The organism is Bradyrhizobium hipponense, assembly GCF_008123965.1.
Classification (GTDB): domain Bacteria; phylum Pseudomonadota; class Alphaproteobacteria; order Rhizobiales; family Xanthobacteraceae; genus Bradyrhizobium; species Bradyrhizobium hipponense.
Genome location: NZ_VSTH01000094.1, coordinates 1 through 25,347 on the forward strand (window position 1 = coordinate 1; position 25,347 = coordinate 25,347).

Annotated in this window: 22 protein-coding genes, 1 tRNA gene and 4 pseudogenes; 14 read left to right on the forward strand and 13 right to left on the reverse strand. The window is 60.6% G+C overall.

The features are described from left to right. The first annotated feature begins 228 nt into the window (after positions 1 to 228). Positions 229 to 305, forward strand: a tRNA-Met gene (locus FXV83_RS26030). Here the strand turns inward: FXV83_RS26030 and FXV83_RS26035 are convergent. Beyond that, positions 262 to 1,920, reverse strand: a complete 1,659-nt coding sequence (locus FXV83_RS26035) for a recombinase family protein (RefSeq protein WP_148742497.1) — start codon at positions 1,918 to 1,920, stop codon at positions 262 to 264. The genes FXV83_RS26030 and FXV83_RS26035 overlap by 44 nt on opposite strands. 708 nt (positions 1,921 to 2,628) lie before the next feature. Between FXV83_RS26035 and FXV83_RS43020 the strand changes: the two genes are divergently transcribed. Together FXV83_RS43020 and FXV83_RS26040 are read left to right on the forward strand one after the other, a co-directional pair. Continuing rightward, a complete protein-coding gene (locus FXV83_RS43020; protein ID WP_187436169.1) occupies positions 2,629 to 2,781 on the forward strand; it encodes a hypothetical protein in 153 nt (50 codons plus the stop codon). 270 nt (positions 2,782 to 3,051) lie between these two features. Further along, positions 3,052 to 3,285, forward strand: coding sequence for a hypothetical protein (locus tag FXV83_RS26040; RefSeq protein ID WP_148742468.1), 234 nt, complete (start codon positions 3,052 to 3,054; stop codon positions 3,283 to 3,285). A gap of 550 nt (positions 3,286 to 3,835) precedes the next feature. Here the strand turns inward: FXV83_RS26040 and FXV83_RS44240 are convergent. From FXV83_RS44240 to FXV83_RS26055, 3 genes are all read right to left on the reverse strand, one after another. Beyond that, a complete protein-coding gene (locus tag FXV83_RS44240; protein ID WP_235940179.1) occupies positions 3,836 to 4,234 on the reverse strand; it encodes a hypothetical protein in 399 nt (132 codons plus the stop codon). A 643-nt stretch (positions 4,235 to 4,877) separates the two neighbouring features. Then, positions 4,878 to 5,369, reverse strand: coding sequence for a GNAT family N-acetyltransferase (locus FXV83_RS26050; protein ID WP_148742469.1), 492 nt, complete (start codon positions 5,367 to 5,369; stop codon positions 4,878 to 4,880). Between the two features lie 84 nt (positions 5,370 to 5,453). Then, on the reverse strand, positions 5,454 to 6,113 hold the full coding sequence (locus FXV83_RS26055; protein ID WP_235940181.1) for a hypothetical protein: 660 nt from the start codon (positions 6,111 to 6,113) through the stop codon (positions 5,454 to 5,456). A gap of 327 nt (positions 6,114 to 6,440) precedes the next feature. Between FXV83_RS26055 and FXV83_RS45485 the strand changes: the two are divergent. After that, positions 6,441 to 6,673 (forward strand): annotated as a pseudogene (locus FXV83_RS45485) (LA2681 family HEPN domain-containing protein). A 198-nt stretch (positions 6,674 to 6,871) separates the two neighbouring features. Here the strand turns inward: FXV83_RS45485 and FXV83_RS45490 are convergent. From FXV83_RS45490 to fixL, 6 genes are all read right to left on the reverse strand, one after another. Beyond that, positions 6,872 to 7,150 (reverse strand): hypothetical protein, encoded by a 279-nt coding sequence (locus FXV83_RS45490; RefSeq protein ID WP_430648949.1) that lies wholly within the window; start codon positions 7,148 to 7,150, stop codon positions 6,872 to 6,874. A gap of 202 nt (positions 7,151 to 7,352) precedes the next feature. Beyond that, entirely contained in the window at positions 7,353 to 8,636 is a 1,284-nt protein-coding gene (locus tag FXV83_RS26070) for an NAD(P)/FAD-dependent oxidoreductase (protein ID WP_148742472.1), read from the reverse strand. Positions 8,637 to 8,839: 203 nt separating this feature from the next. After that, entirely contained in the window at positions 8,840 to 9,541 is a 702-nt protein-coding gene (locus tag FXV83_RS26075; RefSeq protein ID WP_187436159.1) for a helix-turn-helix domain-containing protein, read from the reverse strand. A 103-nt stretch (positions 9,542 to 9,644) separates the two neighbouring features. Beyond that, positions 9,645 to 10,067 carry a response regulator gene (locus tag FXV83_RS26080; protein ID WP_148742474.1) on the reverse strand — a complete coding sequence of 141 codons (423 nt, stop codon included), beginning with the start codon at positions 10,065 to 10,067 and terminating at the stop codon, positions 9,645 to 9,647. Between the two features lie 63 nt (positions 10,068 to 10,130). Next, the gene (gene fixJ / locus FXV83_RS26085; RefSeq protein WP_148742475.1) at positions 10,131 to 10,748 is read right to left on the reverse strand and encodes a response regulator FixJ; all 618 of its coding nucleotides are present in this window, start codon (positions 10,746 to 10,748) and stop codon (positions 10,131 to 10,133) included. A 3-nt stretch (positions 10,749 to 10,751) separates the two neighbouring features. Next, entirely contained in the window at positions 10,752 to 12,269 is a 1,518-nt protein-coding gene (gene fixL, locus FXV83_RS26090; RefSeq protein WP_148742476.1) for a sensor protein FixL, read from the reverse strand. A gap of 206 nt (positions 12,270 to 12,475) precedes the next feature. On the opposite strand from fixL, the pseudogene FXV83_RS26095 reads away from it, so the two are divergent. From FXV83_RS26095 to FXV83_RS26135, 8 genes and pseudogenes are all read left to right on the forward strand, one after another. Continuing rightward, positions 12,476 to 13,308, forward strand: a pseudogene (locus tag FXV83_RS26095) (universal stress protein). Positions 13,309 to 13,347: 39 nt separating this feature from the next. Continuing rightward, on the forward strand, positions 13,348 to 13,773 hold the full coding sequence (locus FXV83_RS26100; protein ID WP_148742477.1) for a CBS domain-containing protein: 426 nt from the start codon (positions 13,348 to 13,350) through the stop codon (positions 13,771 to 13,773). Between the two features lie 155 nt (positions 13,774 to 13,928). After that, positions 13,929 to 14,079, forward strand: a pseudogene (locus FXV83_RS44245) (acyl-CoA thioesterase); the annotation flags it as partial. Between the two features lie 927 nt (positions 14,080 to 15,006). Then, the gene (locus FXV83_RS26115) at positions 15,007 to 15,702 is read left to right on the forward strand and encodes a TetR/AcrR family transcriptional regulator (protein WP_148742478.1); all 696 of its coding nucleotides are present in this window, start codon (positions 15,007 to 15,009) and stop codon (positions 15,700 to 15,702) included. A 1-nt stretch (position 15,703) separates the two neighbouring features. Continuing rightward, positions 15,704 to 16,894: an efflux RND transporter periplasmic adaptor subunit gene (locus FXV83_RS26120; protein WP_148742479.1), complete on the forward strand. Its 1,191-nt coding sequence runs from the start codon at positions 15,704 to 15,706 to the stop codon at positions 16,892 to 16,894. A 68-nt stretch (positions 16,895 to 16,962) separates the two neighbouring features. Further along, entirely contained in the window at positions 16,963 to 20,058 is a 3,096-nt protein-coding gene (locus FXV83_RS26125) for a multidrug efflux RND transporter permease subunit (protein ID WP_148742480.1), read from the forward strand. Positions 20,059 to 20,407: 349 nt separating this feature from the next. Further along, the gene (locus tag FXV83_RS26130; protein ID WP_148742481.1) at positions 20,408 to 20,752 is read left to right on the forward strand and encodes a DUF6788 family protein; all 345 of its coding nucleotides are present in this window, start codon (positions 20,408 to 20,410) and stop codon (positions 20,750 to 20,752) included. Position 20,753: 1 nt separating this feature from the next. Then, a pseudogene (locus tag FXV83_RS26135) lies at positions 20,754 to 21,683 on the forward strand (transposase). Positions 21,684 to 22,046: 363 nt separating this feature from the next. Here FXV83_RS26135 and FXV83_RS43035 read toward each other — a convergent pair. The 3 genes from FXV83_RS43035 to FXV83_RS26145 form a co-directional block, all read right to left on the reverse strand. Then, a complete protein-coding gene (locus FXV83_RS43035) occupies positions 22,047 to 22,220 on the reverse strand; it encodes a hypothetical protein (protein WP_187436160.1) in 174 nt (57 codons plus the stop codon). Between the two features lie 275 nt (positions 22,221 to 22,495). Continuing rightward, a complete protein-coding gene (locus FXV83_RS26140; protein ID WP_148742482.1) occupies positions 22,496 to 23,410 on the reverse strand; it encodes a nucleotidyl transferase AbiEii/AbiGii toxin family protein in 915 nt (304 codons plus the stop codon). After that, positions 23,397 to 24,248, reverse strand: coding sequence for a type IV toxin-antitoxin system AbiEi family antitoxin domain-containing protein (locus FXV83_RS26145; RefSeq protein WP_148742483.1), 852 nt, complete (start codon positions 24,246 to 24,248; stop codon positions 23,397 to 23,399). The genes FXV83_RS26140 and FXV83_RS26145 overlap by 14 nt, the downstream gene beginning before the upstream one ends. Before the next feature lie 309 nt (positions 24,249 to 24,557). On the opposite strand from FXV83_RS26145, the gene FXV83_RS26150 reads away from it, so the two are divergent. Both FXV83_RS26150 and FXV83_RS43545 read left to right on the forward strand, forming a co-directional pair. Beyond that, the gene (locus FXV83_RS26150; protein ID WP_148742484.1) at positions 24,558 to 25,064 is read left to right on the forward strand and encodes a hypothetical protein; all 507 of its coding nucleotides are present in this window, start codon (positions 24,558 to 24,560) and stop codon (positions 25,062 to 25,064) included. A gap of 26 nt (positions 25,065 to 25,090) precedes the next feature. Then, on the forward strand, positions 25,091 to 25,339 hold the full coding sequence (locus FXV83_RS43545; RefSeq protein ID WP_210250760.1) for a hypothetical protein: 249 nt from the start codon (positions 25,091 to 25,093) through the stop codon (positions 25,337 to 25,339). Positions 25,340 to 25,347 lie beyond the last annotated feature (8 nt).

Genomic DNA, 25,347 nt, shown 5'->3' on the forward strand with positions numbered 1-25,347 from the left:
CGTCATGCCCGGGCTCGTCCCGGGCATCCACGTTCTTGGGGCAGCGAACGAAGGCGTGGATGGCCGGGACGAGCCCGGCCATGATGGGTTCGCTGCGTAAAACGGCCAAATCGGGCCCCGCCGACCTGTCCGCCGAAGCTTCAGCAAACGCGGATTGACAGCCCCCGATCCCCTTCCTTATATGCCGCGCATTCGCGAGATCGGCCATTGCGCCCCCGCGAGCCCTGTGGCGGGGTAGCTCAGCTGGTTAGAGCACGGGAATCATAATCCTGGGGTCGGGGGTTCGAGTCCCTCTCCCGCTACCACCTTTCCCCACACTCCTTTGACCTGATTTGGATAAGCCTTTTCCCCGAGCAGGGCATTTAGTCGGCCTGCTATCTCCACGGCTACACCACCTCGGCGCCCCGGATCACGGAAAACAGTGACCGTCTCGACCAGGTCTCTGATGGCCTCTGCGGCCTCACCGTCTCCCGAACTCACACCTTTCCCTAGTGCTTCTTCAATCCGACCGAGTTGCTCCTCATAGCGCTTGAGGATGGCCGGATGCAGCGCGACTTCCTTCGGAGCGGGCGGTTGACTTTGCAACTCCTCAAATATCCGCTTGCGTTCAGCATTTAAGGCAGTTGATCTCGGTCCGAGAACGGATGGATCGCCATGTCCTTTTGCGATCGCATCCACCAGTCGTTCGATCTCCCGGCTTAATTGCCCAAGCTGCTGCTCAAGGCGCTGCCGTTTTGCATTTGATGTAGCTGCCAGGCGCTTCCGCTCCTCGAGATACGTGCGTACGTACTCCGAAATGACCTTCGGCGCGCGCAATTCGGCCTTTAGCCCGCTGAGGACTGCGCTCTCGACGGCGTCTAAATAAAAAGTCTTGGCGTCAGGACACGTGCCGCTCTCCGTGGCCGCCGAGCAGCGAATGCGAACGCGCCCCGATTTGTCCCTCCCATTAGTTGCCATGCCGGAGCCGCATGAACCGCAACGGAGCAGGCCAGATAGCATCCGACGAGGACGACGTTCATGGCTTGGGTGGACGTGACCGCGCTTCTCTTTGCGCTGCTGAGCGGCTGTGAACAGCTCTGGACTGACAATTGCTAGATGCGGCACTTCAGCAACCTGCCAATCACTCTTTGGATTTGGTCGAGACAGACGCTTTCCCGAATCGGGATCTTTCACCATTCTGACTTTGTTCCAGACGAGGCGCCCTACATAAAGCTCGTTCTGCAGAATGCCGGCACCCCTCTCGAGGTTGCCATTAATTGTTGAGGCGTTCCATGTCCGCCCTCGGGGAGGTGATATCTTCTCTTTGTTGAGATCGTGCGCGATTTCACGAGGCGTTCGACCGTTGACGTATTCCTGAAAGATGCGCCGGATCACTTGTGCCTCGGCCTCGACGATGACTCGTTCGCCGCTCCTCCCGGCGACCGCGGTATATCCGTATGTCAGGCCACCTCCAGCCAAGCCCTGCTTGACCCGCCCTGCTTGGCCACGACGCACCTTGTGCGCGTTGTCCTCACGATAGAGTTGTCCGACTAGGCCGCGAAGGCCGACCAGCACGGTATTAACGACGCCTTCGTGGACCGCCCGGATCTCGATCCCGAGAAAAGATAGCCGCTTATGGATGCCTGCGAGATCCTCCATGTCGCGAGAGAGGCGATCAAGCGCTTCAACGATCACGACGTCGAAGGATCTCGCCCGCGCTTGGTCCAACATCCGGAGAAGGCCTTCGCGTCCCATCACCGAGGCGCCTGAACGAGCCCGATCTTCATAGGTGCTGATAACGGTTAAGCCTTCACGCTCGGCATAGCTTTGGCAAAGTGAAAGCTGATCTTCGATCGATCGCTCATTCTGAAGATCGGTGGAGAAACGAGCATAGATCGTCGCTCTCTTCCCTGTCGGTTCGGTTGGCGAGCTCACTTTCATGATCTTCCCTCGCGGCTAGACGAGCAAGTACGCGCGCGAGGCGTAAGATCGCCTTGTCTGGATTCGTCTGCAAGGACAATTTGTGATGCGCGTCCCGCAACGATCGAACCTCTAGGTCATGGCGCAAGTCAACGACCTGCACGCACCTGCGCTGGCGACAATCCACAAAATGTCAGCGGTGGTGATCATACCGAGCATTATGCTCGAGTGGTGCGTAAGCGGAACGGCCGCTATGAGCTCGTCGTGCAATCGGATGCCGCGGCGAAGAAACCGATGGAGCCTGAAGGGCTTCGCTCGCTGAAGTGCTAGTGCTAGGAAGCGGTCGGCCGGCTCGTTAGCAACTGATACTGGGGCCAGCTTCCGGGACTATTACCAAAGAGATTCTGACCATCTATCGATTCCGTGGCTAGTTTGACCTGAAACGAACCTGCAGCCCGACCTTATGAACCATAATCCTTAGGTCCAAGGCTGTTGGTCTGCGAAACCATCCGGAATGGGACATCGGCTGGAACTCCGCTTTTTCGCGTCCTGGCCGAAAATTGGCCGCGGCTAATGTCAACCGGGATATGACAGTTGGCGCCCTTTCAGCACGCTGCCTTCGGCGAGGTTGCACCGCAATGTCAAAGAAGTCTCTCTTCCTTCCAATGCGGCCCGAGAACGAGTTGCATCCGCAATTTCGTGGTCTCGCGACCAGCTCCTGGTCGGGCGATGATGCAGGCGGTCTTCGCTGACTTCCATGACGCCGACGGAAATTTCGTGGAACAATTCCAGACGATTGGATTCGACGCTCGCATTTTTGAGCTCTACCTGCATGCTCTGGAAGAGCTAACCGAAGCTTGGCAAGCTTTTGTGCCAGTGTGAAACGCCGGTTCGCGCTTGTGCCCTCGCCATCCGGAATAGGTAGGCTGGAAGTGATAGAGGCGGTTATCGAGCGACACGCGCAGATAGTGTGGACGCGCCGACGCCGGGCGCGATCGATGAACTGCGCCCGGCAATGGGGAACCCACGGCGGTCGACAGCGCGGCCGGACCCAGGCTGATCGAGCAGAAAGACGGCGCATCACAAGGGTCAAACGCTGCCAATCGCCATGGTTGCAATGCTAAAAGTCCCTCGCCGACTGACGGGGGCAACATGGTTAAGGCATTTCGCAACACAGTCATGGCACTTACTTTTGTAGGAGTTGCCGGCTGCAACATTTTATGGAACTTCATGAATGACTATGTAGTCTGCGGCCTTGCGCTGGCGGCTTCAGTTACAGCCGGCTTTTGCGTTGAGCGCATATTCATCGTGCGTTCCCGTCGGGAGATGATCCGCCTCCACGGCGCGGACTGGCATTCGGCGGAGAACCGACAGCTCGACTCATGAACGTCACCCGTCGCACGCTCGTCATTTTCATCATCCGATTGTTCGCATTCGAGCCGAGGCGCTTGGTCCGATGGTCAAACCGGTCCATCCATTCCGGTTCGCTCGCATTGAGCGCCTGCGAGAGCTGCTTGAATGAGACTACGGAATGGCAGTTGATCCGAATGCGGGCGTGAGCACCACGAAACTGGTGAGACCCGATCCGCAGCTGCTCGATGCAGGTTTGGTACTCGGTCCTGATCCAGGAGGGTGCGAGCGGGTCCTTCGTTGCGATGCCGAAAGCGAACTCCCGGCTCCGTGGTCCTTACCGCTTTACGATGTTGCCATACGGATCTCATCGTAGTCGGTCACCATCGCGGCCAGCGAGGTAGTCAAGAGGGGCGATCCGAACCAACTCAAACGCGAGGCTAAACGGCAACAGCTGGCCGAGAAGCGGTGCACGAGCTAGCAACCGGATCATTGAAGGCTAGTCGCGCACCGCATCGACGCGATAGAGCGGGCGGCCATCCACGTAACGCCATTTCAGCGGGCGGTTCGGATCGCGCCGCCACTGCTACAGCGCTCCGGGCGTGCGCCGGATAACCGTGGCCGCCTCTAATGCGGTGAAATTAGAGCTCCCCGGCAGCGTTTCGATATCGAAGGACGCGGGTGGCGGCATGCCAAGGTTCTTGCGACGGCGCTTGGTTGCAAGAGGCGTTTTCCGATCACTTGGAGACGCTAGCGCCTCGATCGGAGGCGTTTCGTCCTTGCCGCTCATGCCTCCGCCCCAACTATGATCGGTGTGAGGCAATAAGGCGTAAGCTGCTGCAGCAAGAAAGAAAGAGGCGAATGCAGCGCGTCTCATGATTGGATTGGGACGGCTCTCGGTCGGATCGGTCGGCCGTCGTGATGTCGCATATGCATGAAATTCCGTTTGTTGCTGCGTGCAGTTGAGGCATTCGAGGCCGACCATGCGGTTCGGACAAGGCGGGAGACCTGATGCGCTATATCCGCTCGAAGACCGCAACGCTGCTCTGGTTGGAGAGCTTTGTCGCGCGCATGACGCCGGGGGGCCACTCACTCTAGGATCCGTTCGCCGGCACATGCACCGTGTCCAGGCATTTCAAGCGACTGGGCTATCGCATCTTCACCGGGGACGCTTCGAGTCTGTCCCACGCTATGCAGGTAGCAACCGTCCGTCTGAACAGGCGGCCCCGACTTCCGCTGATTTTGTCGACGCTTCGCGCCATCCGCTCACGTCGCGAGCCCACGACGCTCCAGCGCGTCTTCGCCTATCCGCCGCTGGCGTACCATTTCAGCTCTCGTTTTGAATTCAACGCTGGTTCGGCCCGGCGTGAAGTTGTGCGTGCGTTCGAGGCCTGCCGATCGCGAAACCTTCACGTCCTTGTCAGCTACAGTGGCATGGGATTATTCCGATCGCAGATCCCGCGGGACGCATGAAGGAAGTCTTCGCGGAGGTGACGGTTTTGACTAAGCGCATTCGACATCATTCCCAATGAGTGAGTGTGGGCGATCAGGGGCAAGTGACTGAAATTGTGCTCGTTGCGCGTCCATAGACCTTCACTGGATTATCCGGGCTCTCAATCCTCATTTGGTCATGTGGGGTCATCCTGGCCAGTGAGCCGCTTCTCGTAAAAGATCACTGCATATCCGTGCAACATCCCTTCCCTGCAGCGAACATAGCCAGCGGTCTCATAAAGTCTTTGAGCCCCCACTTGGATCGTTGTTGTGTCGAGCACTATCCACTTGAAACCGAGAGCAACAGCTCGCGACTCCAATTCACGAAGGACCCTCCTTCCAAGCCCTCGCCGCTGAAAGACGGGATCGACCCGCATACGTTTGAGTTCTGCGACATCATCATCAACAGGTTTCAGCCCACCCATGGCACCGAGTCGGGCACCAATATGCGCAACGACGAAGTCTCCGCCCGACCCGACGTACACTTCCTCGATATGGCGTAAATCATCCTCCCAGGCCCCTTCGGGGCCACACACACCAACATCCTGCGATGCGGTTCTGTGCAGATGCCATACACCATCGCTATCCCCGGACTCGAAGCGACGAAGGATCAGTTCGTCTTGAGACATCGACTAACACCTCTCGACCGATGTCGGACGCCTGCGCCTCTGGCATCGTTGGCTGCTTTTAGCCAGGCAGAGACCACCGTCAGTTCACCGACGCTCCTCTGTCAACAGCCGCTGAGAAAGGACAGCCTCAACATTCTCCGATACTTCAACTCCGACGATTGGACGACCCGGCTCAACGGTATACTTTAACGCCGTACTACGGTGCATTCGGGTAAACCGATCCCGTGCACAAATACAGGACGTGCGCAGCATTCCGATTTCGCCGCCATGATGCTCCATGACTGGCGAAATGGTCGCAATCCTAGGAAAGTCCGCTTTCCCTTCCAGCCAACCCGGCTTGAGCGGTGCACTCCCCTTGTCGGACGATAGCCAGCGGAATACCTCGCGGATGCATCTCTGCGGATAATATTCGGAAAGTCGATATAGATCCCTATAAAATTGCGGTTTCTGGTGGAAGAGTTGTTCACCGATCAGTAGCACCGAGACTGCCACGATACGTGCCGAGAAGCGGCCGCTTGGACCAAGCGTATTCTTGTAGGGATTCTTTCCGTAAAACACACGAAATTGGCCAAATAAGTCCGGCGACATATGTTCATAAAAGCGCGTCAGAACATAGTTTGCTGACTCAAGGCGCGCCAGGCATAGCGCAAGACATTGCCCCGCATCCGCGTCGGCCACATCACGCAAATTAAGCAGAGCGTCCATTGCTGACTGCAATTCGCTCTCGATGATCTGATGGCCCAAGCAAAAATCTCGCTCCTCGACCCCGGCCGCGCCGAGGCAGTATACGCGCGGATCGTTCTTCGAGGAACAGCTGGTAGGTCGCGTCGATTCCTGCGATCCGTTTGATGTCTGCGCCAGACACTGACGAGCGGTCAGTCTCGAACTTTCTTTCATTAACGAAGAAGTGAAGCCATTTTGCCACGTTCGACAAGTCCCAGAGAGGACTGTCGGATGTCACTCGGGGTTTGCCTCGCTTGCCTTGCGATTAGTTCGTCACAGCAGCGCGGGTGAGACCCGTACGCGAGGCTACCCGAGCTACTCCATTGCCGTTCAGAAAGTGAAGGCGGCATTCCGAGCGCATATTCGGTCTTCGACAAGATCGCGTTCTTTCTCAATGACTACGCGAAGCTAAATATCAATCCGAAGCAGATCTATTTCAAACGATTTGGTACAGCAACCAGGATTGGAAGCGAGGCATCCGCAAGGAATTCCTAAACTCCCGGAATTGGCCGCTGCATGGGCTCTGCTGGTTTTCCAGGGATCTCTTCGATCCGGAGCTTCAAGCGACGGCCGAACCCTAACGCAAGAGCTTTACATTGTTCGGAATTGCCTCGAACACAGCTGCCTCAAGGTCTATGAAACACTGATTTCGCCACCTCGCGCGGCTCTACTGCTGCGATGATGCGCAGCGCTAGAACTTTGGCGCTGGCAAGCTTTCGTCGGATGAGGCGAGCCGCATCGGTAAGGCAATCGCCCGAATTGCTGATGCGCCGAGGCTTCTATCGGGGGCGTGATGGATGCCGTGATGCGAGCGCAGAGGCGGTGGCCGTACGCCGGCTACTGAGCGCTTCGCCATCAATCATTGCGCGCGGCCGGCCAGTTGCGCCGTCGAACAGCATGTAAAGTGAGGAAACGGCAGGATTCGTCACGCCGTTCCCTGGAAAACGGTGACCAGCTTCACGCCGAGTGCCTTGCCCCGCTGCCAGGCCGGCATGGCCAAGAGGTGACCAGGCAATGCAACTGGACCGACGTCGTAGCTGTGCCGAACTCCGCCGCACCGCAATGTCTCGCTTAGGGCATCGATCAGCTTGGGATAATTAATGCCGACGTTAACCCTCCGCGGCAGAGAAGGACTGTCACATAATTTCCTCGTTCGTTCGGTCGGTCAAACATACATGTCGTCGATGGCTTCGGTCCTCAGACCAGGGCATCGTTCCATACTGCTGCGAACAAAGAGTGCCAACCGAGTTGCTCGGGTGATCAGAACCAGGAATCCATCAGGTGAACAAGCTGGGAGCCCGCCGTATAAAAGGCTTCCTGCGCTGCACGAAAACGCTGGCGTTCAACGGCAGTGACCGGCAACGGCAGACCGTTCTCCGGTATCTGCCCCAATACGTACGAAGCCAAAACACTGCCAAACACTGTGCCTGGTGCGATTCCGCGGCCGTTATAGCCACTGAAGCTGATGACGTTGCGGTCCAGCTTGTGAAGCCGGGGCAAGTTGTCCGAGGTCATTCCAATCATGCCAAACCAACCGGTTTCAAACTGGACGCCCCGAAGTCCTGGAAAAAACTTGTGCAACGATCTTTGGGCCCAGGCCTGGTGAATAGATTGCCCAATCCCCTCAAGCGCACCAACACTGCCAAACACGAGTCGGCCGGAGCGATCGAGGCGAAATGAAGAGAGGACCTCTCGAGTGTCCCAGACACCTTGCCGCTCAGGCAGGATCGACTTTCTCAGATCGTCGGGCAGAGAAGGCGTGGCAAAGTTGAAATAGGGCAGTCGAACTTGTTCCTGCCGTACCTCAGACCAAAGTCCTTTGCTATAAGCATCCGTCGCGACGACCACCCAGTCGGCCTCTACAGATCCGCTTTCGGTGCCGACTCTCCAGCGCAAACCGTTGTGTTGCGCCATGACTGCCTCGCTTTGCGTAAATATCCTGGCTCCCATCGCAAGCGCGGCCCGCGCTAACCCTCGCACATAGGCCAATGGCTGTATGGTGCCGGCGCGTTTATCGAGCAGCGCGCCGGTGTAGTCGCCACCGCCTACTTTCCTGCGTGTTGCCTCCGCATTTAGCACCAAAACGGGCGCTCCACGCTTCTGCCACTGTTCGGCACGGGTCTCAATCTCCTCCAAGCCCTTACGTCCGACCGCACAATGCAAGGTGCCGGCTCGTTCCACTTCACATTCGATGTCGTGCTTTTCGATGAGTTCAAACACCTTCTGCGGTCCGTTGCCGAGTTGTTCAAGCAACCGTTCTCCAAACGGCGCGCGGAGCGCGTCCGCAAGCGCGTCAGGCATGAGCCACATGCCCGCATTCACGAGCCCAACGTTCCGCCCGGAGCCGCCGAATCCTATTTCAGACGCCTCCAACAGCGCGACACGCGCTCCTCCTTCAGCAAGATGAAGGGCCGCCGAGAACCCGGTATATCCACCGCCAATCACGACGATATCCACTGCAGTTTCACCGGTGAGGGGAGCCGTTTCTGGCGCTGGTGGCGCAGTCAGCGCCCACAATCCGTGTGATCGTCGATTGTTTCGCATCCGCCAATCCCCTTACAACTAGCTTTTTGATCGGCCCGAGGTCCAGCGGTAGTCGCCAATACCGGTACGCTCTAGCGGACCTCTCTAGTCTGCAAGACTGACGCCGGCCAATCGCTTGTTGCTCATTACATCATGCTCGGGCGCGATGAATAGCCGACATCCGGCCAAATCGCGGAGGAGAAACGTCGGTGGGGAGAAAGCGGTCAGGCGTCGAGATTGTGCAGACGCTGGCGGTTGCGCAGCACGATCTGGCGGGCGCCGGAGAAGCCTAAGATGCCTTGCGCGTGAAGCTGTGACAGTGCGCGCGACACGGTCTCCAGCGTGAGGCCGAGATAGTCGCCGATGTCGCGCCGGCACATCGGCAGCGCCATCATGCTGGCGACGGCCAAGCGGCGGTCCATTTCGAGCAGGAAGGTTGCAACGCGCTCCATTGCGGTCTTGCGTCCGAGCAGAAGCATGTGATCCTCGGCATGGCGCAGCTCACCGGCCGTCATGGTCCACAGCTTGCGAGCGACCAGGACGTCGGTGCCTGCTGCCTTCTCGAGGCTCGAACGCTTTACCAGCCGTACGGTGGTGTCGATGATGGCTTCGGCTGCAAGGCGGTGAGCAGGGCCGGATTCGAGGCCGAACACGTCGCCGGGAAGATGGAAGGAGCCGATCTGGCGGCGGCCGTCGGAGAGGAGCTTGTAGCTGCGCACGGCGCCGGAGACCACCTGGTAGACATACTCTGCCGGCTCGTCCTCGCCGTAAATCTCCTCGTCCTTGCGATAGGAGAATTCGGTGGCGATGAGACCGACATAGCCGGCGATCTCGCCGAACTGGTCGGAGACGGGATGGACCGGGGCGATCTTGCTGCCGTTGATCTGGGTCTTGATCGCCCGGGTGTTGAACGTCTGGGTCAGCATCTGCGCCATCTCCGTTGTGATGGCGCATTGCTACGCGGGATTGTGGGGCCTGAAAATTTCGAGCGATATCTTAGGGAGGTGCCCTTACGGAGAATCCCGTAGGTCAGTTTTCGTGCCGGTCCTGGATCGCGCGGCGGATGCGCTTGATCAGGTTTTCATCGAGAAGCGGCTTTAAAATCACGTCTTTCACGCCTGCCGCCGCCGCCCGGGTGGAGATATTCCCGTGGGGATAGCCGGTGATCAGGATCACGGGCGTGTCGCCGTCGGATTGGCGCAGACGGCGGGCCAACTCGATGCCGTTGATGTCGGGCATCTTGTAGTCGATCACGTAACAGTCGGCGCGGGGCGGGCTCGCCGCATTGAGCAGCGCCGTGGCATTCCTGAAGGTCCGCACGACAAAACCGTCGGTTTCCAACAGGAACCGCAGGGAGCCCAGCACGGCGGCATCGTCATCGACCACGTAGACGGTTGGCTTTGCCGACGACGCCGTTGCGAGCTGCTGATGCTGCGAGCCGATCTCGATCATGCTGACTGGCTAGCACAGGCCGGCGCAAGGGCTTTGACCTGTCTCAAAGGGCTCTAACCTGTCTCAATCCTTGATCAGGCCGGCGAGCATCGCGAGCCGCACCAGCTCCGAAAGGCTGCTCGCCTGCATCTTGGTCATCACATTGGCCCGGTAGACCTCGATCGTGCGCGGGCTGATATCGTATTCGCGGGCGATCAGCTTGTTGGAGAGACCTGCGACCAGCCCCTCCATGACCTGGTGCTCGCGCGGGCTCAACGAGGCGACACGGGCGGCAATATCCTGGGCGATGGCCTCGTTCTTGGCGACCGGTTCGGCTTGGCGGATCGCGGCTTCGATCATAGTGACGAGGCCGTCGTCCTCGAACGGCTTTTCCAGGAAGTCGACCGCACCAAGCTTCATCGCCTCGACTGCAAGCGGCACGTCGCCGTGACCAGTCATGATCAGGATCGGAAACGGACTGTTCTGCGCCTTCATGCGCTTGAGAAGCTCGATTCCATCAAGGCCCGGCATGCGGATGTCCGAGACGACGCAGCCGAAGGCGAGGCCGCGCAGGGCGTTGAGGAAGCCTTGCGCGTCGTCGAACAGCGTGACGCCAAAGCCGGACGAATCCAGCAGGAAGTTCAGCGAGTCCCGCATCGCCTCGTCGTCGTCGATGACGTAGATCATTCCCTTGGTCGTCATGGATCAGTTCTCGTCGGCTGCCGGCAGGGTGAAGCGGAATGTCGCGCCGCCCGATGCGTTGCTCTCGGCCCACATGCGGCCGCCGTGAGCCTCGATGATCGAGCGGCTGATCGACAGTCCCACACCCATGCCGGTGTCCTTGGTGGTGAAGAAGGTTTGAAACAGGTTTGGAATCACGTCGTCCTGGAAACCGGACCCGGTGTCTGACACCTCGACCTCGATCATGTCGTCGGCGACGGGCATGTTGGTGAGGATCAGTTCGCGTCGCGGCGACTGCGCCATCGCTTCCAGCGCGTTGCGGAACAGATTGACCAGCACCTGCTGGATCTGCACCCGGTCGGCGAGCACGAGGTCGGCGTTCGGATTGAGGCTGAAGCGGAGCTGCACGTTCTGATCGCGCGCGCCGGCAAGCCCGAGCGCGCCGGCCTCCTCGATCAGCTTGGAGAGGCTCTCGACCCGCTTCTCCGATTCGCCGCGGGAGACGAAGTCGCGCAGGCGCCGGATGATCTGGCCGGCGCGCAACGCCTGCTCGGCGGCGCGGTCCAGTGCACTCTCGATCTTCGCCGTGTTCGGATCGCTGCTGCCCGCGAGCAGCCGCCGCGATCCTTTCATGTAATTGCTGATCGCCGCCAGCGGCTGGTTGAGCTCGTGGGCGAGCGCGGAGGCCATTTCGCCCATGGCGGTCAGCCGCGAGACGTGAACGAGCTCGGACTGCAATTCCTGGAGCCGCGCCTGGGTCTGTTGATGCTCGGTGAGGTCGCGGATGAAGCCGGTGAAGTAAGGCTCGCCGCCTGACTGCATCTCGCCGATCGCCAGATGCATCGGGAAAGTGGTTCCGTCGCGGCGCTTGCCGGTCACGATGCGTCCGATGCCGATGATGTGCGGATCGCCGGTGGTGCGGTAGCGGGCGATGTAGCTGTCATGGCGGGATCGGTCCGGCTCCGGCATCATGATGCTGACATTCTGGCCGATGGCCTCATGCTCAGGCCAGCCGAACAGGCGCTCAGCCGCCGTGCTGAAGAGTTGGATGATGCCGCGGCCGTCGATGACGATCATCGCATCGGGAATCGTCTGGAGGATCGACTGGAGGTGCGTCTCGCGGGTGCGCAGCGCTTCCTCGACCTGTTTCTCCTCGTTGACGTCGAGAAAAATGCCACTGAGATGGCGGGCGGTACCGGCCTCGTCCCGGATGAGACCTGCCCGGCCGCGAATCCAGCTCCACACGCCTGAGGCATTGACAACTCTGAAGGAGACGTCGAAGCCGCCGCCGCGCTCGACGACGTGCTTGATCGCGCTCTCCACTCGCTCGCGCTCCGCAGGACCAAGACGCGAGAGAAGGAGTTCATAGCTTGCCGGTTGATCCCCTTCGATGCCGAGCAACATTCTGGCGGTGGCCGACCACTCCAGCTCGCGGGTCCTGAGGTCGAGATCCCAGGTGCCGACGCCAAAGCCTTCAATCCGGAAGCGAAAATGCTCGTCGCGAGCGTCGTCTGGCGGATGCGTTACGCGGCTCGGCGACAAGCTATTGCACCCATTCTCCCGCAGCGGGTCCCCGTGCCACGAGGGTGGCGGCAATTTCGCCCAAGGCCGGGCCGGAGGCAAGTTCGGATGTCCGACTCCATTGGCGGATTTCTCGCAGCATGGTGCGAGGACATTTGATCTATCTCATCCTGCCTTGCGTCGGTGCGGCTAGATTTCCATAGCAACGCACTGCCCGGAGGCTACCGATGACATACGCGACCGTGACGGTCAGCCTGGCGCTCGATCAGCCCAACGAGGCGCGTCTTCAGGTCGCGAGCGAGTTCGCCGAGCGGTTCGAGGCGAGCATCGTCGGCATCGCCGCGGCGCAGTTCGCGCCGCCGATCTATTTCACCGACGGCGCCGAGGCCCAGAGCCTGATCGACCAGGGTGAGGCCTCCGTCAAGCGGCGCCTTGCCGATCTGGAAGCGCAATTCCGCGCCGCGACGAGGGCGCGCGGCGGACATGCGCAATGGCGCAGCGCCATGGATTTTCCCACGCGGTTTGTCCTGGCGCAGCTGCGGTGCGCCGATATCGTCGTCAGCGGCGGGCACAGCCGGCCTTTTCCAATGCCTTTTTGCTCGCAAGCCCGAAGGATCTGGTGATGCAGGCCGGCCGGCCGCTCCTGATCGTGCCCGACGGGGCCAACTGGCTCGATCTGCGCAGCGTGCTCGTGGCCTGGAAAGGCGCGCCCGAGGCGCGGCGGGCGCTCGCCGATGCATTGCCGATGCTGCGCAAGGCGAGGGACATCACCATCATCGAGATTCCGGAAGGCGATGACGACGGCTCGGCGGCGACGGCGCGCGCCACGGATGTTGCCGCATGGCTCGCTCGTCACGGCGTCGCTGCGACCGCGCGCATCCCCGAGGCCGCGACAGACCAAACCGCCGCCGCGCAATTGGAGAAGATCGCCGATGAGGCAGGCGCCGGCCTCATCGTCGCCGGCGCCTACGGTCATTTGCGCTTCCGCGAGCTGATCCTCGGCGACGTCACGCAGCATCTGGTGACGCAATCCGCCCGCTGCGTGTTGCTGTCGCATTGACGGCCGGGCCGCCACAGAACCAATCGATGAGGACGCGCCATGTACAAGTTTCTTGAGCAGACCGTCGACAGCTACATGACGCGCAACGTCCGGACGGTGAAGCGCGATCTCGACATGCTCGAACTCAGCGAGATGTTCGAGCAGGACGATTTCAACAGCTATCCAGTCGAGGACGACGAGCAAGTCGTCGGCATCGTCACCAAATTCGACATCCTGAAGAGCTTCGCCTTCACGCCGAGCCAGATGCTGCCGCGTTATCACGAACTGATGAGGCGCAAGGTCGGCGATGTCATGACGCCCGAGTTCATCTATGTCAGTCCCGAGACCAGGTTGACGCGCGTGCTCCAGATCATGGTCGATCACCGCATCAGGAGCGTCATCGTGCTCAACAGCCGCCAGAAGCTGGTCGGCATCATCGCCCGCGAGGACGTCATCGCGCCCCTCAAGGCGACCGCGCGCGACTGACAGGGCGTCCGCAAATCCGTCGACTTGAGCTCCGTGATTTCACGAAAGCGGTGGTTGCCGCGCGCACTGCGCGGAGCGCGAGCGCTCCGATTAGTGACCGCTTCACATTAACAGAAACTCACTCACCTTGATTTCAATCAAGTCCCCGCGAGGTCGATGCGCCCGGCTTTGCCTTCGTTGTGGGCTCCATGACCAATCGATTTTCTAAAACCGGCGGTCTTGGATGACCTTCTTGACGTCGTCACAGTCCCGCAAGAGGTGAGGGGCGCGTCGATTGCCTTGCTGCAGGAATGCAGGCGCGGAGACCCTTGTCGCGGCGCGTGTAGTCGCCCACGCCCTCGCTCTGCCGCGCGGTCGCGACAAGGGCGTGAGCTGGTTGCCGATGTACCATGAGATGGGCCTGATCGGGTTTGTCCTGACGCCGCTGATCGGCGGCGTCACGGCCGTGTTCTTGCCGACACGGCGGTTCGTCTCGGAGCCCGGCTCGTGGCTAGCAACGATTAGCCGTCAAGCGCGACGATCACGTTTGCGCCGAACTTCGCACTGGCGCTTGCGACGAAGTGGACGCCAGCGACCATCGCGCAGCGCCTCGATCTGTCTTGTTTGCGCGTCGTGGGCTGTGGTGCCGACCCGCTCGACGCCCTCGCCGCCGTCCCGCGACGGGTCCAGCCGGTCGACCGGCGATCTTGCCCGGACTAGCGCGATGTCCGAACCCTTCCGGGTCGCGTACCACCAGTCTATCCAGTAGTCGGATGCGCTCAGTGTTCGACGGCCTCTTTGCATGGCGCATCGGGCCCCAATGTCCCCGCACGACCGTCCACGTCGGTTCAATACCTCCGCCGCGTCGGCGAACCCAAAGGCTGCCGAGCTTTTTGTGCAAGCTTTCCGACCGAGCCAGACGCCTCCCGAATTTCCACACCGCCTGCGCCAGGTCACTCTGGCGCGCGCCGCAGGCGATTCGAGCAGCAGGTTCTCGTCCTCTGATAGCCGGCGAGACAGTCGCGCAGAAGGATTCACGAAACCGACCAGCGTGCCCGGTATGGTGACGGAGTCGTCCTCCGGCAGCGGCAGCGACTCTTCGAAGTCCTTCGGTCCGTCGCTCTCGCCCGTATTTGGCGCAGAGTGGCGATGCATTCCGGCCGATTTAGAACATGGCTACCTTTTTGGACATCCTTGCAGTTGCATCGCACCATTTAGCTTGACTTTGGCGTGGGTGAGTGCTTACTCACTCGCATGAGCTCACTGCGAATGACCAGCGACCTGAGGCGTCAATTGATCCTCAGTGCCGCAAAGCGCTGCTTTGCCCGACACGGCTATACCGGCACCACGACCAAGAGCGTGGCGGCCGCCGCTGCCATTTCCGAGGCGCTGCTGTTCAAGCATTTCCCGTCCAAGGCGGCGCTCTACGCTGAGATTCTCAGCGACGAGTGCGAGGCCGACCCGGCGCTGATGGAGCTGCTGGAACGGGAGCCCTCGACCGTCACCTTGGTCGAGCTGATCCGCGGCATGGTCCAGCATTTCCTTCATATCGCCGACGGCCCCGACCAGGAAGAGGCCCAGCGCCTGCGACTAACGGCCACGAGCCAGTTGGATGATGGCGAATTCGCGCGTTTGCTATATGCAAAGGTCGAGAAGCTGATCGGAGCGGCCTTCGTCGCCTCGCACGAGCGCGCGGTCGCCGCCGGCGACGCGCGGCCGTGCACCGGCGACCCGCTCAATCTGTTCTGGTTTGCGCATCATTCGCTGGTGATGGCGGCGCTGACCAGGCTGCCGGCCACGCCCTGCCTCGACTACGGCAAGGCAAGCGATCTGGAGCGCCAGCTCTGTGAGTTTCTCCTGAGAGGTATCGGACTTAACGACGCCGCAATTGCTCCGCATCTGGGCCGCGCCCCGGATCTCGGCAAGACGGCGAGTGCAGAAAGTGCATGACATGAACATCGTAACCGAACACAAGATATCGGGCGAACCGATCGACAAGGCGCCGGAGCGCCCGGTTCGGCCGCTGCTGTGGTTCATCATCGTCGGCTCGCTGCTGGCTGTGCTCGTCGGTGGTCTCGTCTGGTTCAATTATTTTCGCGGCCAGATGATCAAGCAGTTCTTCGCCAACAACAAGCCGCCGCCGGTTGCGGTGAGCGTGGCCGAGGCGAAGTCGGAGGTAGTGCCGAACCTATTGACCGCGGTCGGCGGGCTTGCCGCCGTGCACCAGGTCGACGTCACCACCGACGTCAACGGCCGCGTCACCGAGATCAAGTTCGAGCCGGGCACGCATGTCGAGGCCGGCACGCCGCTGGTGCAGCTGTTCGACGCGCCGGAGCAGGGCGACCTCGCCAATTTCAAGGCGCAGGCAACCGTCGCGCAGCTGTCGCTCGACCGCGCCAAGCAGTTGGCGTCGCGCCAATTCGGTCCGCAGGCAACCGTCGACCAGGCACAGGCGGCCTACGACCAGGCGCAGGCCGGCATCGCCAAGACCGAGGCGCTGATCTCGCAGAAGCTGGTGCGCGCGCCGTTCTCCGGCGATCTCGGCGTCCGCAAGGTCGAGGTCGGGCAGTATCTGACGGCCGGCACGGCCATCGTATCGCTGACCGATCTGTCGGAGCTGTGGGCCAACTTCACGGTGACGGAAAAGGATTCGGGCAACCTCAAGGTCGGCCAATCGGTTCGGCTGAGGGTCGACGCCTATCCGGGCCGCACCTTCGACGCCAAGATCACCACGATCGAGCCGCAGATTTCGGCCGACACCCGCAACATCCGCGTGCAGGCCACCGTCGCCAATCCGGAGAAGATCCTGAAGCCCGGCATGTTCGTGACCACCACTGTGGTGCTGCCGGATAAGCCCGCGGTGATCACCGTGCCGGAGACGGCGGTCGATTACACGCTGTACGGCGACTCGGTGTTCGTGATCACCGAGAAGAAGGAAGAAGACGGCAAGACCAGTCTGAGTGCGGTGCGCACCTTCGTGCAGACCGGCAGCCGGGTCGAGGGTCGCGTTGAAATCCTCAAAGGTGTGAAGCCGGGCGACAAGGTCGTCGCCGTCGGCCAGCTCAAGCTGCAATCGGGCGCGCCGGTGTCGATTTCCGCCGATCCGGCCCCGCAGATCCCGGCGCAACCGCCGCGCTACTAACCATACAATTGCGTGATCCGGCCCGGCCGGATCACGCTTCTTGAGACATAGAAATCGAGATCGCCGCGATGGCCCTTACCGATATTTTCATCAAGCGTCCGGTCCTGTCGGTCGTCGTCAGCCTGCTGATCCTGCTGATCGGCCTGCGCGCTGCGATGGTGCTGCCGATCCGGCAATATCCGAAGCTTTCGAACACGGTCATCAACATCACGACCGTCTATCCCGGCGCGTCGGCCGACCTGATCCAGGGCTTCATCACCACGCCGATCGAGCAGGCGGTCGCTTCCGCCGAGGGCGTCGACTACATCACCTCGTCCTCCGTGCTCGGCACCTCGACGATCCAGGTCTACATCAAGCTGAACTTCGATCCGAACCAGGCACTCACCGAGGTGCTGGCCAAGACGAACTCGGTCAAATATCTGATCCCGAAGGAATCCAACGACCCGATCGTCACCAAGACGACGGGCCAGACCACGGCCGTGATGTATCTCGGCTTCTCCTCGGAGGAGCTGTCGGGCTCGGCGATCTCCGACTATCTGACGCGCGTGGTGCAGCCGGTGCTGTCGACCGTCGACGGCGTTGCGTCGGCCGACATCCTCGGCGGCCAGACCTTTGCGATGCGGCTGTGGCTCGACCCGACGAAGATGGCGGGCCGCAACGTATCCCCGGCTGACGTCTCGGCCGCGATCGCCGCCAACAACTTCCAGTCCGCCGCGGGCCAGACCAAGGGCTACCTCATCGTCTCGAACATCTCGACGAACACGGGTCTCACCGACGTCAACCAGTTCAAGAAGTTGATCGTCAAAGCCAAGGACGGCGGCTTCGTGCGGATGGAGGACATCGCCACCGTCGAGCTTGCCGCCCAAAGCACGGATGCGAGCGTTGCCTTCAACGGCGAGCACGCGATCTTCATCGGCGTGCAGGCGACCCCGCAGGGCAACCCGCTGACGCTGGTCAAGGGCGTGCGCGCGCTGTTCCCCGAACTCGAGCGCAATTTGCCGCCGTCGATGAAGATGAAGGTCGCCTACGATTCGACCAAGTTCATCCAATCGTCGATCGACGAGGTGGAGAAGACGCTGGGCGAGGCCGTGATCATCGTGATCGTGGTGATCTTCCTGTTCCTGGCGTCGTTCCGTTCGGTCATCATTCCCGTCGTCACCATCCCGTTGTCGATGATCGGCGTCTGCACGCTGATGCTGGCGCTGGGCTTCAGTTTCAACCTGCTGACCCTGCTCGCCATGGTGCTCGCGATCGGTCTCGTCGTCGACGACGCCATCGTCGTGGTGGAGAACATCCATCGGCATCTGGAAGAGGGCAAGACGCCGGTCCAGGCATCGCTGCAGGGCGCGCGCGAAATCGTCGGTCCCGTCATTTCGATGACGATTACGCTGGCCGCCGTGTATGCCCCGATCGGCTTCCTCGGCGGCCTCACCGGCTCGCTGTTCCGCGAATTCGCCTTCACCCTCGCGGGTTCGGTGATCGTGTCCGGCGTGATCGCGCTGACGCTGTCCCCGATGATGTGCTCGGTGCTGCTGAAGAACACCGAGGAGGGCCGGTTCGCCAAGCTCGTCAATAAAGTGTTCGGCGCGCTGACGCGCTGGTACGGCCGCAGGCTCGACCGCTCGCTCGACTACAAGGCCATCACCGGTTTGTTCGCGGTGACGATCCTCGGGCTGGTTGGATTCCTCTACATGCACACCTCGAAGGAGCTGGCGCCGGAGGAAGACCAGGGCATCGTGTTCGCGGTGACCAAGGCGCCGAAATACGCCAACATCGACTATGTAGATTTCTACGGTGAGAAGCTCGACAAGGAATTCGAGAAGTTCCCCGAAACCGATCTGCGCTTCGTGCTGAACGGCATCAGTGGCCCGCAGGGCGGCATCGCCGGCATGCTGCTCAAGCCCTGGGACGAAAGGAAGCGCTCCTCTATTCAGCTGAAGCCGCTGGTGCAGGCCGAGCTCTCCAAGATCGAGGGCGTGCAGGCCTTCGCGTTCAACCTGCCGCCGCTGCCCGGCGGACCGGGCGGCCTGCCTGTGCAGATGGTGATCAATTCCACCGCGGGATTCCAGACGGTGTATGAGCAGATGGAGAAGCTGAAGGACGCGGCGCGCAAGAGCGGCATGTTCATCGTCTCCGACAGCGATCTCGCCTACAATCAGCCGACAGTGACGGTGAAGGTCGACCGCACCAAGGCCCAGGATCTCGGTATCAACATGCAGAACGTCGGCAGCGCGCTCGCGGTGCTGCTCGGCGGCAACTATGTCAACCGCTTCAACCTCGAGGGCCGTTCCTACCAGGTGATCCCGCAGGTGCCGCGCGGCAAGCGGCTCTCGCCGGAATCGCTCGGCGGCTTCTACGTGACGACCAACACCGGCCAGCAGCTTCCGCTGTCGACGGTGGTATCGATCGAGACGAAGACTGCCCCGAATTCGCTGACCCGCTACAATCAGCTCAATTCGGCGACCTTCTCGGCGGTGCCGATGCCCGGCGTGACCGTCGGTGCGGCGGTCGACTTCCTCGAAGGCGAGGCCAAGAAGCTGCCGCAGGGCTTCAGCCACGACTATCTCGCCGACAGCAGGCAGTATGTTCAGGAAGGCAACCAGCTCGCGGTCACCTTCGGCTTCGCACTGGTCATCATCTTCCTGGTGCTGGCGGCCCAGTTCGAGAGCCTGCGCGACCCGCTCGTGATCATGATCTCGGTGCCGATGGCGATCGTGGGTGCCCTGATCCCGCTGTTCTTCGGCATGGCGACGATGAACATCTATACCCAGGTCGGTCTCCTCACCCTCGTCGGCCTGATCACCAAACATGGCATCCTGATGGTGGAGTTCGCCAACGAGCTCCAGGTCAACGAGCGGCTCGACCGCCGCTCGGCCATCGAGATGTCCGCACGCATCCGCCTGCGGCCGATCCTGATGACCACGGCGGCGATGGTGACAGGCCTGATCCCGCTCCTGACCGCGACCGGTGCGGGCGCGGCCAGCCGCTTCTCGATCGGCCTCGTGGTCGTCGCCGGCATGTCGATCGGCACGCTGTTCACGCTGTTCGTGCTGCCCGCGGTCTACGTGGTGCTGGCGACCGACCATCGCGCGGTTGCCGATTCCGAGCGGAACACGCAGGTCGCCGACCTCGACATCGCCGGCAAGGCGCTGCGGCCGACCTAGATTTTGGCGAAATTCTAACGCTTTACTAGGCGGGCCTTGTCCAAGTCCAGCGACGCGGCGACAGTCGCCATCGGCAATTGCTCCGCGTCGCTTGATGGACGCCGGTATCGCGTCTCCTTCGAGAAATCTACTCCGACAATGTGATTTTCCTCAAGCCAGCAGGTACTAGATGTCTTCCGCCTTGCCGAGCATTCGGCGACGGAAAATTGGAGCGCCGGGCCGTCAGCTACTTTCCGGCGCAAAATTCGGCGGCCTTGTGAGGCAGCCAGAATCGCTTGGTGTGGCGAAAACTGCAAGGTCGAACGGATTGGCGTTGACTTGAAGCGGCAGCATTGATTCATTCTTATGAATGATTCGTGAGCGAGCCCTTCAAACGCGCGAGAAGCTTGTCGGCAAGCTGCCGGTCACCGGCGAGCTGCTGCGCGGCTCGCTGCTGGAGCGCACCGTTCGTCACAAGAGCGGCTGCCCGAAATGCGCGCGCGGCGAAGGGCACCAGGTGCATGTCCTGACGGTGAGCTATGCGGGTGGACGCGTGCGCCAGTTCAGTGTGCGGCGTGAGCGCGTTGCCGAGGTGCGCCGCTGGCTGGAGAATTACCAGAAGCTGAAAGACGCGATCGAGGCGATCTGCGAGTTCAATCACGACCTGTTGCGCCCTGATGCGGCTGTGCCGCGGGGGAGGAAGAAACGTGATTGAGATGCGCAGAGCGCAACTGAGCTTCGGCGACGGCTTGATCGCCGGGGAAGTGAGCGATCTTCGCGAAGGTTGGATGACCCATGCTGACCGGGTTCTGGCGGATGAACAGATCGTCCGTGCGGTGTACGAGGCGCTGGCGAGACGACATCCCAAGAGCCGCAGTCGTGGTCGGCTGGGCGCGCCGGCCGAGGTGGTGTTGCGGTTGTTGATCCTGAAGCATGTTCGCAACTGGAGCTATCACGTGCTGGAACGCGCGTGAAGCGGGCCAGGGGCATCTTGAAACGGCTGGCGCTGCAAGGCTTGCGGCAGGAGCTGGAAGCGATGATGCCGCTGGTGCGGCAGGTGATGCGGCAGACCCGGCAACGCATCTTCCACGGCAACACGCGGACAGAGGACAAGCTCTTCAGCGTGTTCGAGCCCTCGACGGAGATCATTCGCAAGGGCAAGGCCGGCAAGCCCAACGAGTTCGGCAAGATGGTCAAGCTGCAGGAAGCCGAAAACCAGATCGTGATCGACTACGAAGTCTATGATCGGCGGCCGAGCGATTCGGACCTGTTGATCCCTGGCCATCGAAATCCATCAAGCCAAGCTCGGTCGCACGCCACGTCTGGTCGCGGCAGATGCCGGGTTCTATTCCGCCAGGAATGAAGCCGCGGCGAAGGCGAGCGGCGTCAAGCGCGTCTGCATCCCCAATCGTTCCACCAAGAGCGTCGCCCGCAAGCGCGAGCAGAAGAAGCGTTGGTTCCGCAACGGCCAGAAATGGCGGACCGGATGCGAGGGGCGCATCAGCGTCGCCAAACGGCGGCACGGGCTCGATCGCTGCCGCTACAAAGGCAGCGCCGGAATGAAGCGCTGGGTCGGGCTCGGCGTTGTCGCCGACAACCTCATCAGCATCGGTCGCATGATGGAACAGCAGTCACTCCAAAGGTAGTCCACTTCCAGCGCAATCTTGGCCTCACATCGCCCCGCCGCCCCCCGCGGGGGCTTCTTATTGTCTTGCATGGTTGACCGCGTCCTTCAAAACCGCGATTTTGCGCCGGAAAGTAGCTAGGGGCGCGCTCGGCTCCGTCCGGCGGTCGTTTTCCAGGCGGGTCCGCAGGCGCTTGGATGTCCGGATGGCGCCGAAACATCACCCCAGGCCGCTCTCGGGCAGCGACCGCAAGGCTCTGACAAAGGGGCTTGGTAAATCCAGTCGCTGTCTATATGGGCTACTCGCCGGCATCGCGCAGCGTCACCATCCTGCGGCCGTCGACCTCAATCGGGTCCTCGAAAGGCCGCACCCAGCCCGCCTTCATCACGTTCGCTTCACACGGTCCGCAATTACGCGTTCAACTGCGAGATCCGTCAGGTGATCGGCCAACCTCGTGAAAAGCTCTCGTTTCTGCGGGTCGGTGGCCAAGTCGCGGATGAGGGCGCACTCGGCCGCATCCGTGCGGAGCTTTTCCAACTGAGCCTGCATGTCTTTCATTGCGGCTACTCCGTTCCTTGAGCGGAACCGTATAGCCAAGGTGTGGATGCGAGCTGAGTGTCGAATTTTCTAGGCTCAGGTCGCCGGACCTACGCAAGGTCCGAACGCCTCCAGCGGCCCCGGCCTCTAAGACTCTAAAAGCCCCCATGGCCGGGGCCGTTCTTAAAGGTCCTTCGATAGACCCATGCCATCGATAGACCCTTCGACGTTCCAATTGAAATTCGGCCGAACCCCCGCCCTGCCAAACGAACCGCGGCTCCATTCCGACATGGTCCTCACTTAAGAACTGCGATCAACTGAGCCACAAGCTTTTCGCGATCTGCGGCACGCAGCTTATCAAGATTGATCTGCTTCCATCGGACTGCGGGAAGCTCTGCCGCTCCATCGACGCCCAACAGAGCCCAATCTGGCTTCCCGCACTTGAATCCGATCAGAAATTCCCGATGCTCCTTCGGCATCTTTCCAGATACCGCGGCGATCAAGTCCTCGCGGGCCTTCAATAGCTCATCGAGCGAGACCGGATCTGCAGTCATACCCTCGAAGCCGTGCTCGAATTCCTGGCGGATATCCTTTCGCCGCGGCACCACAACCTCCGAAATGGGCCGGTCATGGCTGATGAGATAGACGATGAAAGCGCGCCTCAGGTCGTCGCTAATGCCCTCGTTCGCCAGAAGATCGCGGATGTCAAAAAGATCGCGAGGATGTTGGCGGTCAAGGGCGGCGACGATTTTTCCCGCGTAGAGGTCGGAAAACGAGACGACTTGTGTCTCCGCAAAACCAAAGCTCTCCTCGACGTTCGAAAGCACGGATCGCATCTCGGGATCGAAGACGCAGCCGCGAAGGACGGGAGTGACTTCGATCTTGATCTGGGTGTCGGTCCTCTGAAGTATCAGCTTGGTAACGATGCCTTCCGCGCGGTTCACGACCTCATTCACCTTGACCCCCGGAATTCCCTTGCCAATGGCGACAGCCATTCTTTTCATGCCCGCATCGATCGCGGCCAGCGATTCCGGTCGGCCGGCGACGGGCAGGTAGGTCAGGTCGATGTCGACTGACAAACGCGGCATATCGCGCACGAATAGATTGATCGCAGTCCCGCCTTTGAGAGCGAAGTCCGTTTCCGCCGCAACGAATGGCAAGGTCTCGATCAGCAGCGCAACCTGATGCCGATAGCGTTCAGATAGGGGCACTGAGATCCTCCGGCACGGTGATCAAATATTTCGGATCGAGCCTTCCACCTTTCACCAGCATGCGCTTTCCTTTCCCCAAATCGACCTTGTCACGGTTTATTTGCTTCAGCCATGAATGGTTGTGCCGGTCGGCAAACCAGAAGAGCAGCCTTTTGACTTTTACGCTTCTGCAATCGTCCAGCAGCTTTTGCAGCTTGCGGGGACTGAGGTTGCGCAAGCCCTCAACAAGCATGTCGACCTGGTGGAAGCTCTCGCTATGCGGCAGCTCGTCGAGCAGTTCAAGCAACGCCCGTTCGGGCGATGAGATGGTGAGTGGCCATTCGCCCTCGCCCCATATCTGCTTGAATGGTCCTGCCTGGAATTCATCGGCAGCTGCGCCGGTATTGTTCTGGACATTCCACGCGTCGTTCTTGAGCTCCTTCGTCACTGGATCGGCTTTGAAGAGCGTTGTGCTCTTGCGGAAGGTGAAACGCTCTTTGAGCGGAAGCTTGGAGAGCCATCCGGGCGGAGCATCGGGACCATACAGATAGACGACGGGCGGCCCTTCAGCCCGGAGGTAGTGCGAAAAACCTTGCAATTCGAGCGCGGTTCGCCCTCCGACGACCAGTGGGTGCTCAAGCAGCGTCTGAAGCGATATGACCGCCTTCTGCCATGTCAGGGTGCCGAGCGGGCGTTTGAAAGTTCCACGCGTTGGCTGAACCAGCCAGCCAGCCGAGACATATTGGCTGCGCAAGCCTGTCGAATAGCCGTGCTTCGTCATCCACCCGGCATCGACCAACAGACCTTCCGGGAGGGTGTGTTCAAGGAAGTTTAGCTTTCCGCCAGAATACTTAGCCATACTGAGCAATATAGCACTATGTCAAACCCCCCTACAAGTTTATAGATTGGTAAATTTGCTAAGCCAGACTATGTAGAAAGCTCATAATCAAAACCTGCCCGCCAGGTCACGCCAATCACATTCGATCTCCAATCCGCCACCATGGGTGAAGCGAAGCGAAACAGGGAAGCCGTCTTAAACGGGCCGTGTCCATGCGGTTCGCAGAAGACGTCGCGTCTCTGTTGCTTCAACGGGCAGGGCTGGCACAAGCCGCCCGCTGCCCTCGGACTTAAAGCGCTGCCTGCCACGGGACAGGTCGAAAAATGCTACATGAAGGAGCTGGGATCCTGCGTTGCACCCATCTCGGCCGAACACATCATTTCGGATTCCGTCTGTCGCGTATTGATGGGTGACGGTGAGTTTTCGATCTCGGGCGTTCCGTGGCTGGAGGCGGGCGAAACGAAGATCATGGCGCCACCTCAGGCAAAATGCCTTTGTACCAAGCACAACAGCGTACTGAGCCCGCTCGATGCCTCCGCCCATTACTTCTTTGTGTCGCTCAAATCGTATTTCGACCATGATGCCGGTTCACGACACGCCATTCTATCCGGGCATGACCTCGAACGCTGGGTTTTGAGAACCGCCAAAGCAGCAGCCGTGTCCCGGAACCTGGCACGCGGAAGACAACGACTGTCGGGTGCGTTCTCGCGGGATGAGGCAATTCTCGACATGCTTGACGACCACCCGGCATTGGCCGGAAGGGGCAGGGCTCTACTGCACCATGAACACGGGCGACATCGCGGAAAACATACCGCGCTTTCAGTTCCAGCCCGCTGACAGATGACCGTGACGAAATCAAAGCCTTGGCGATTAACATCATGGGCTTTCGCTTCGAGTTGCTGCTCGAAGCGCCTGATCTGAGCAAGCATCCATCCTTGATCGGTGCAAGATATCGACCGAGCCGAATCCTGATCTCGTATCCAACATCAACAAATTGGGTGACACTGAGCTGGGAGGACGGCAAAAAACATGAGGAATTGACCGTCCGATGGCTTCAACGGCGCCGCGAGCCGCAGACCCGACACTTGGCCGAGAAGGTCGCCGAGAGATGATGTGCTTC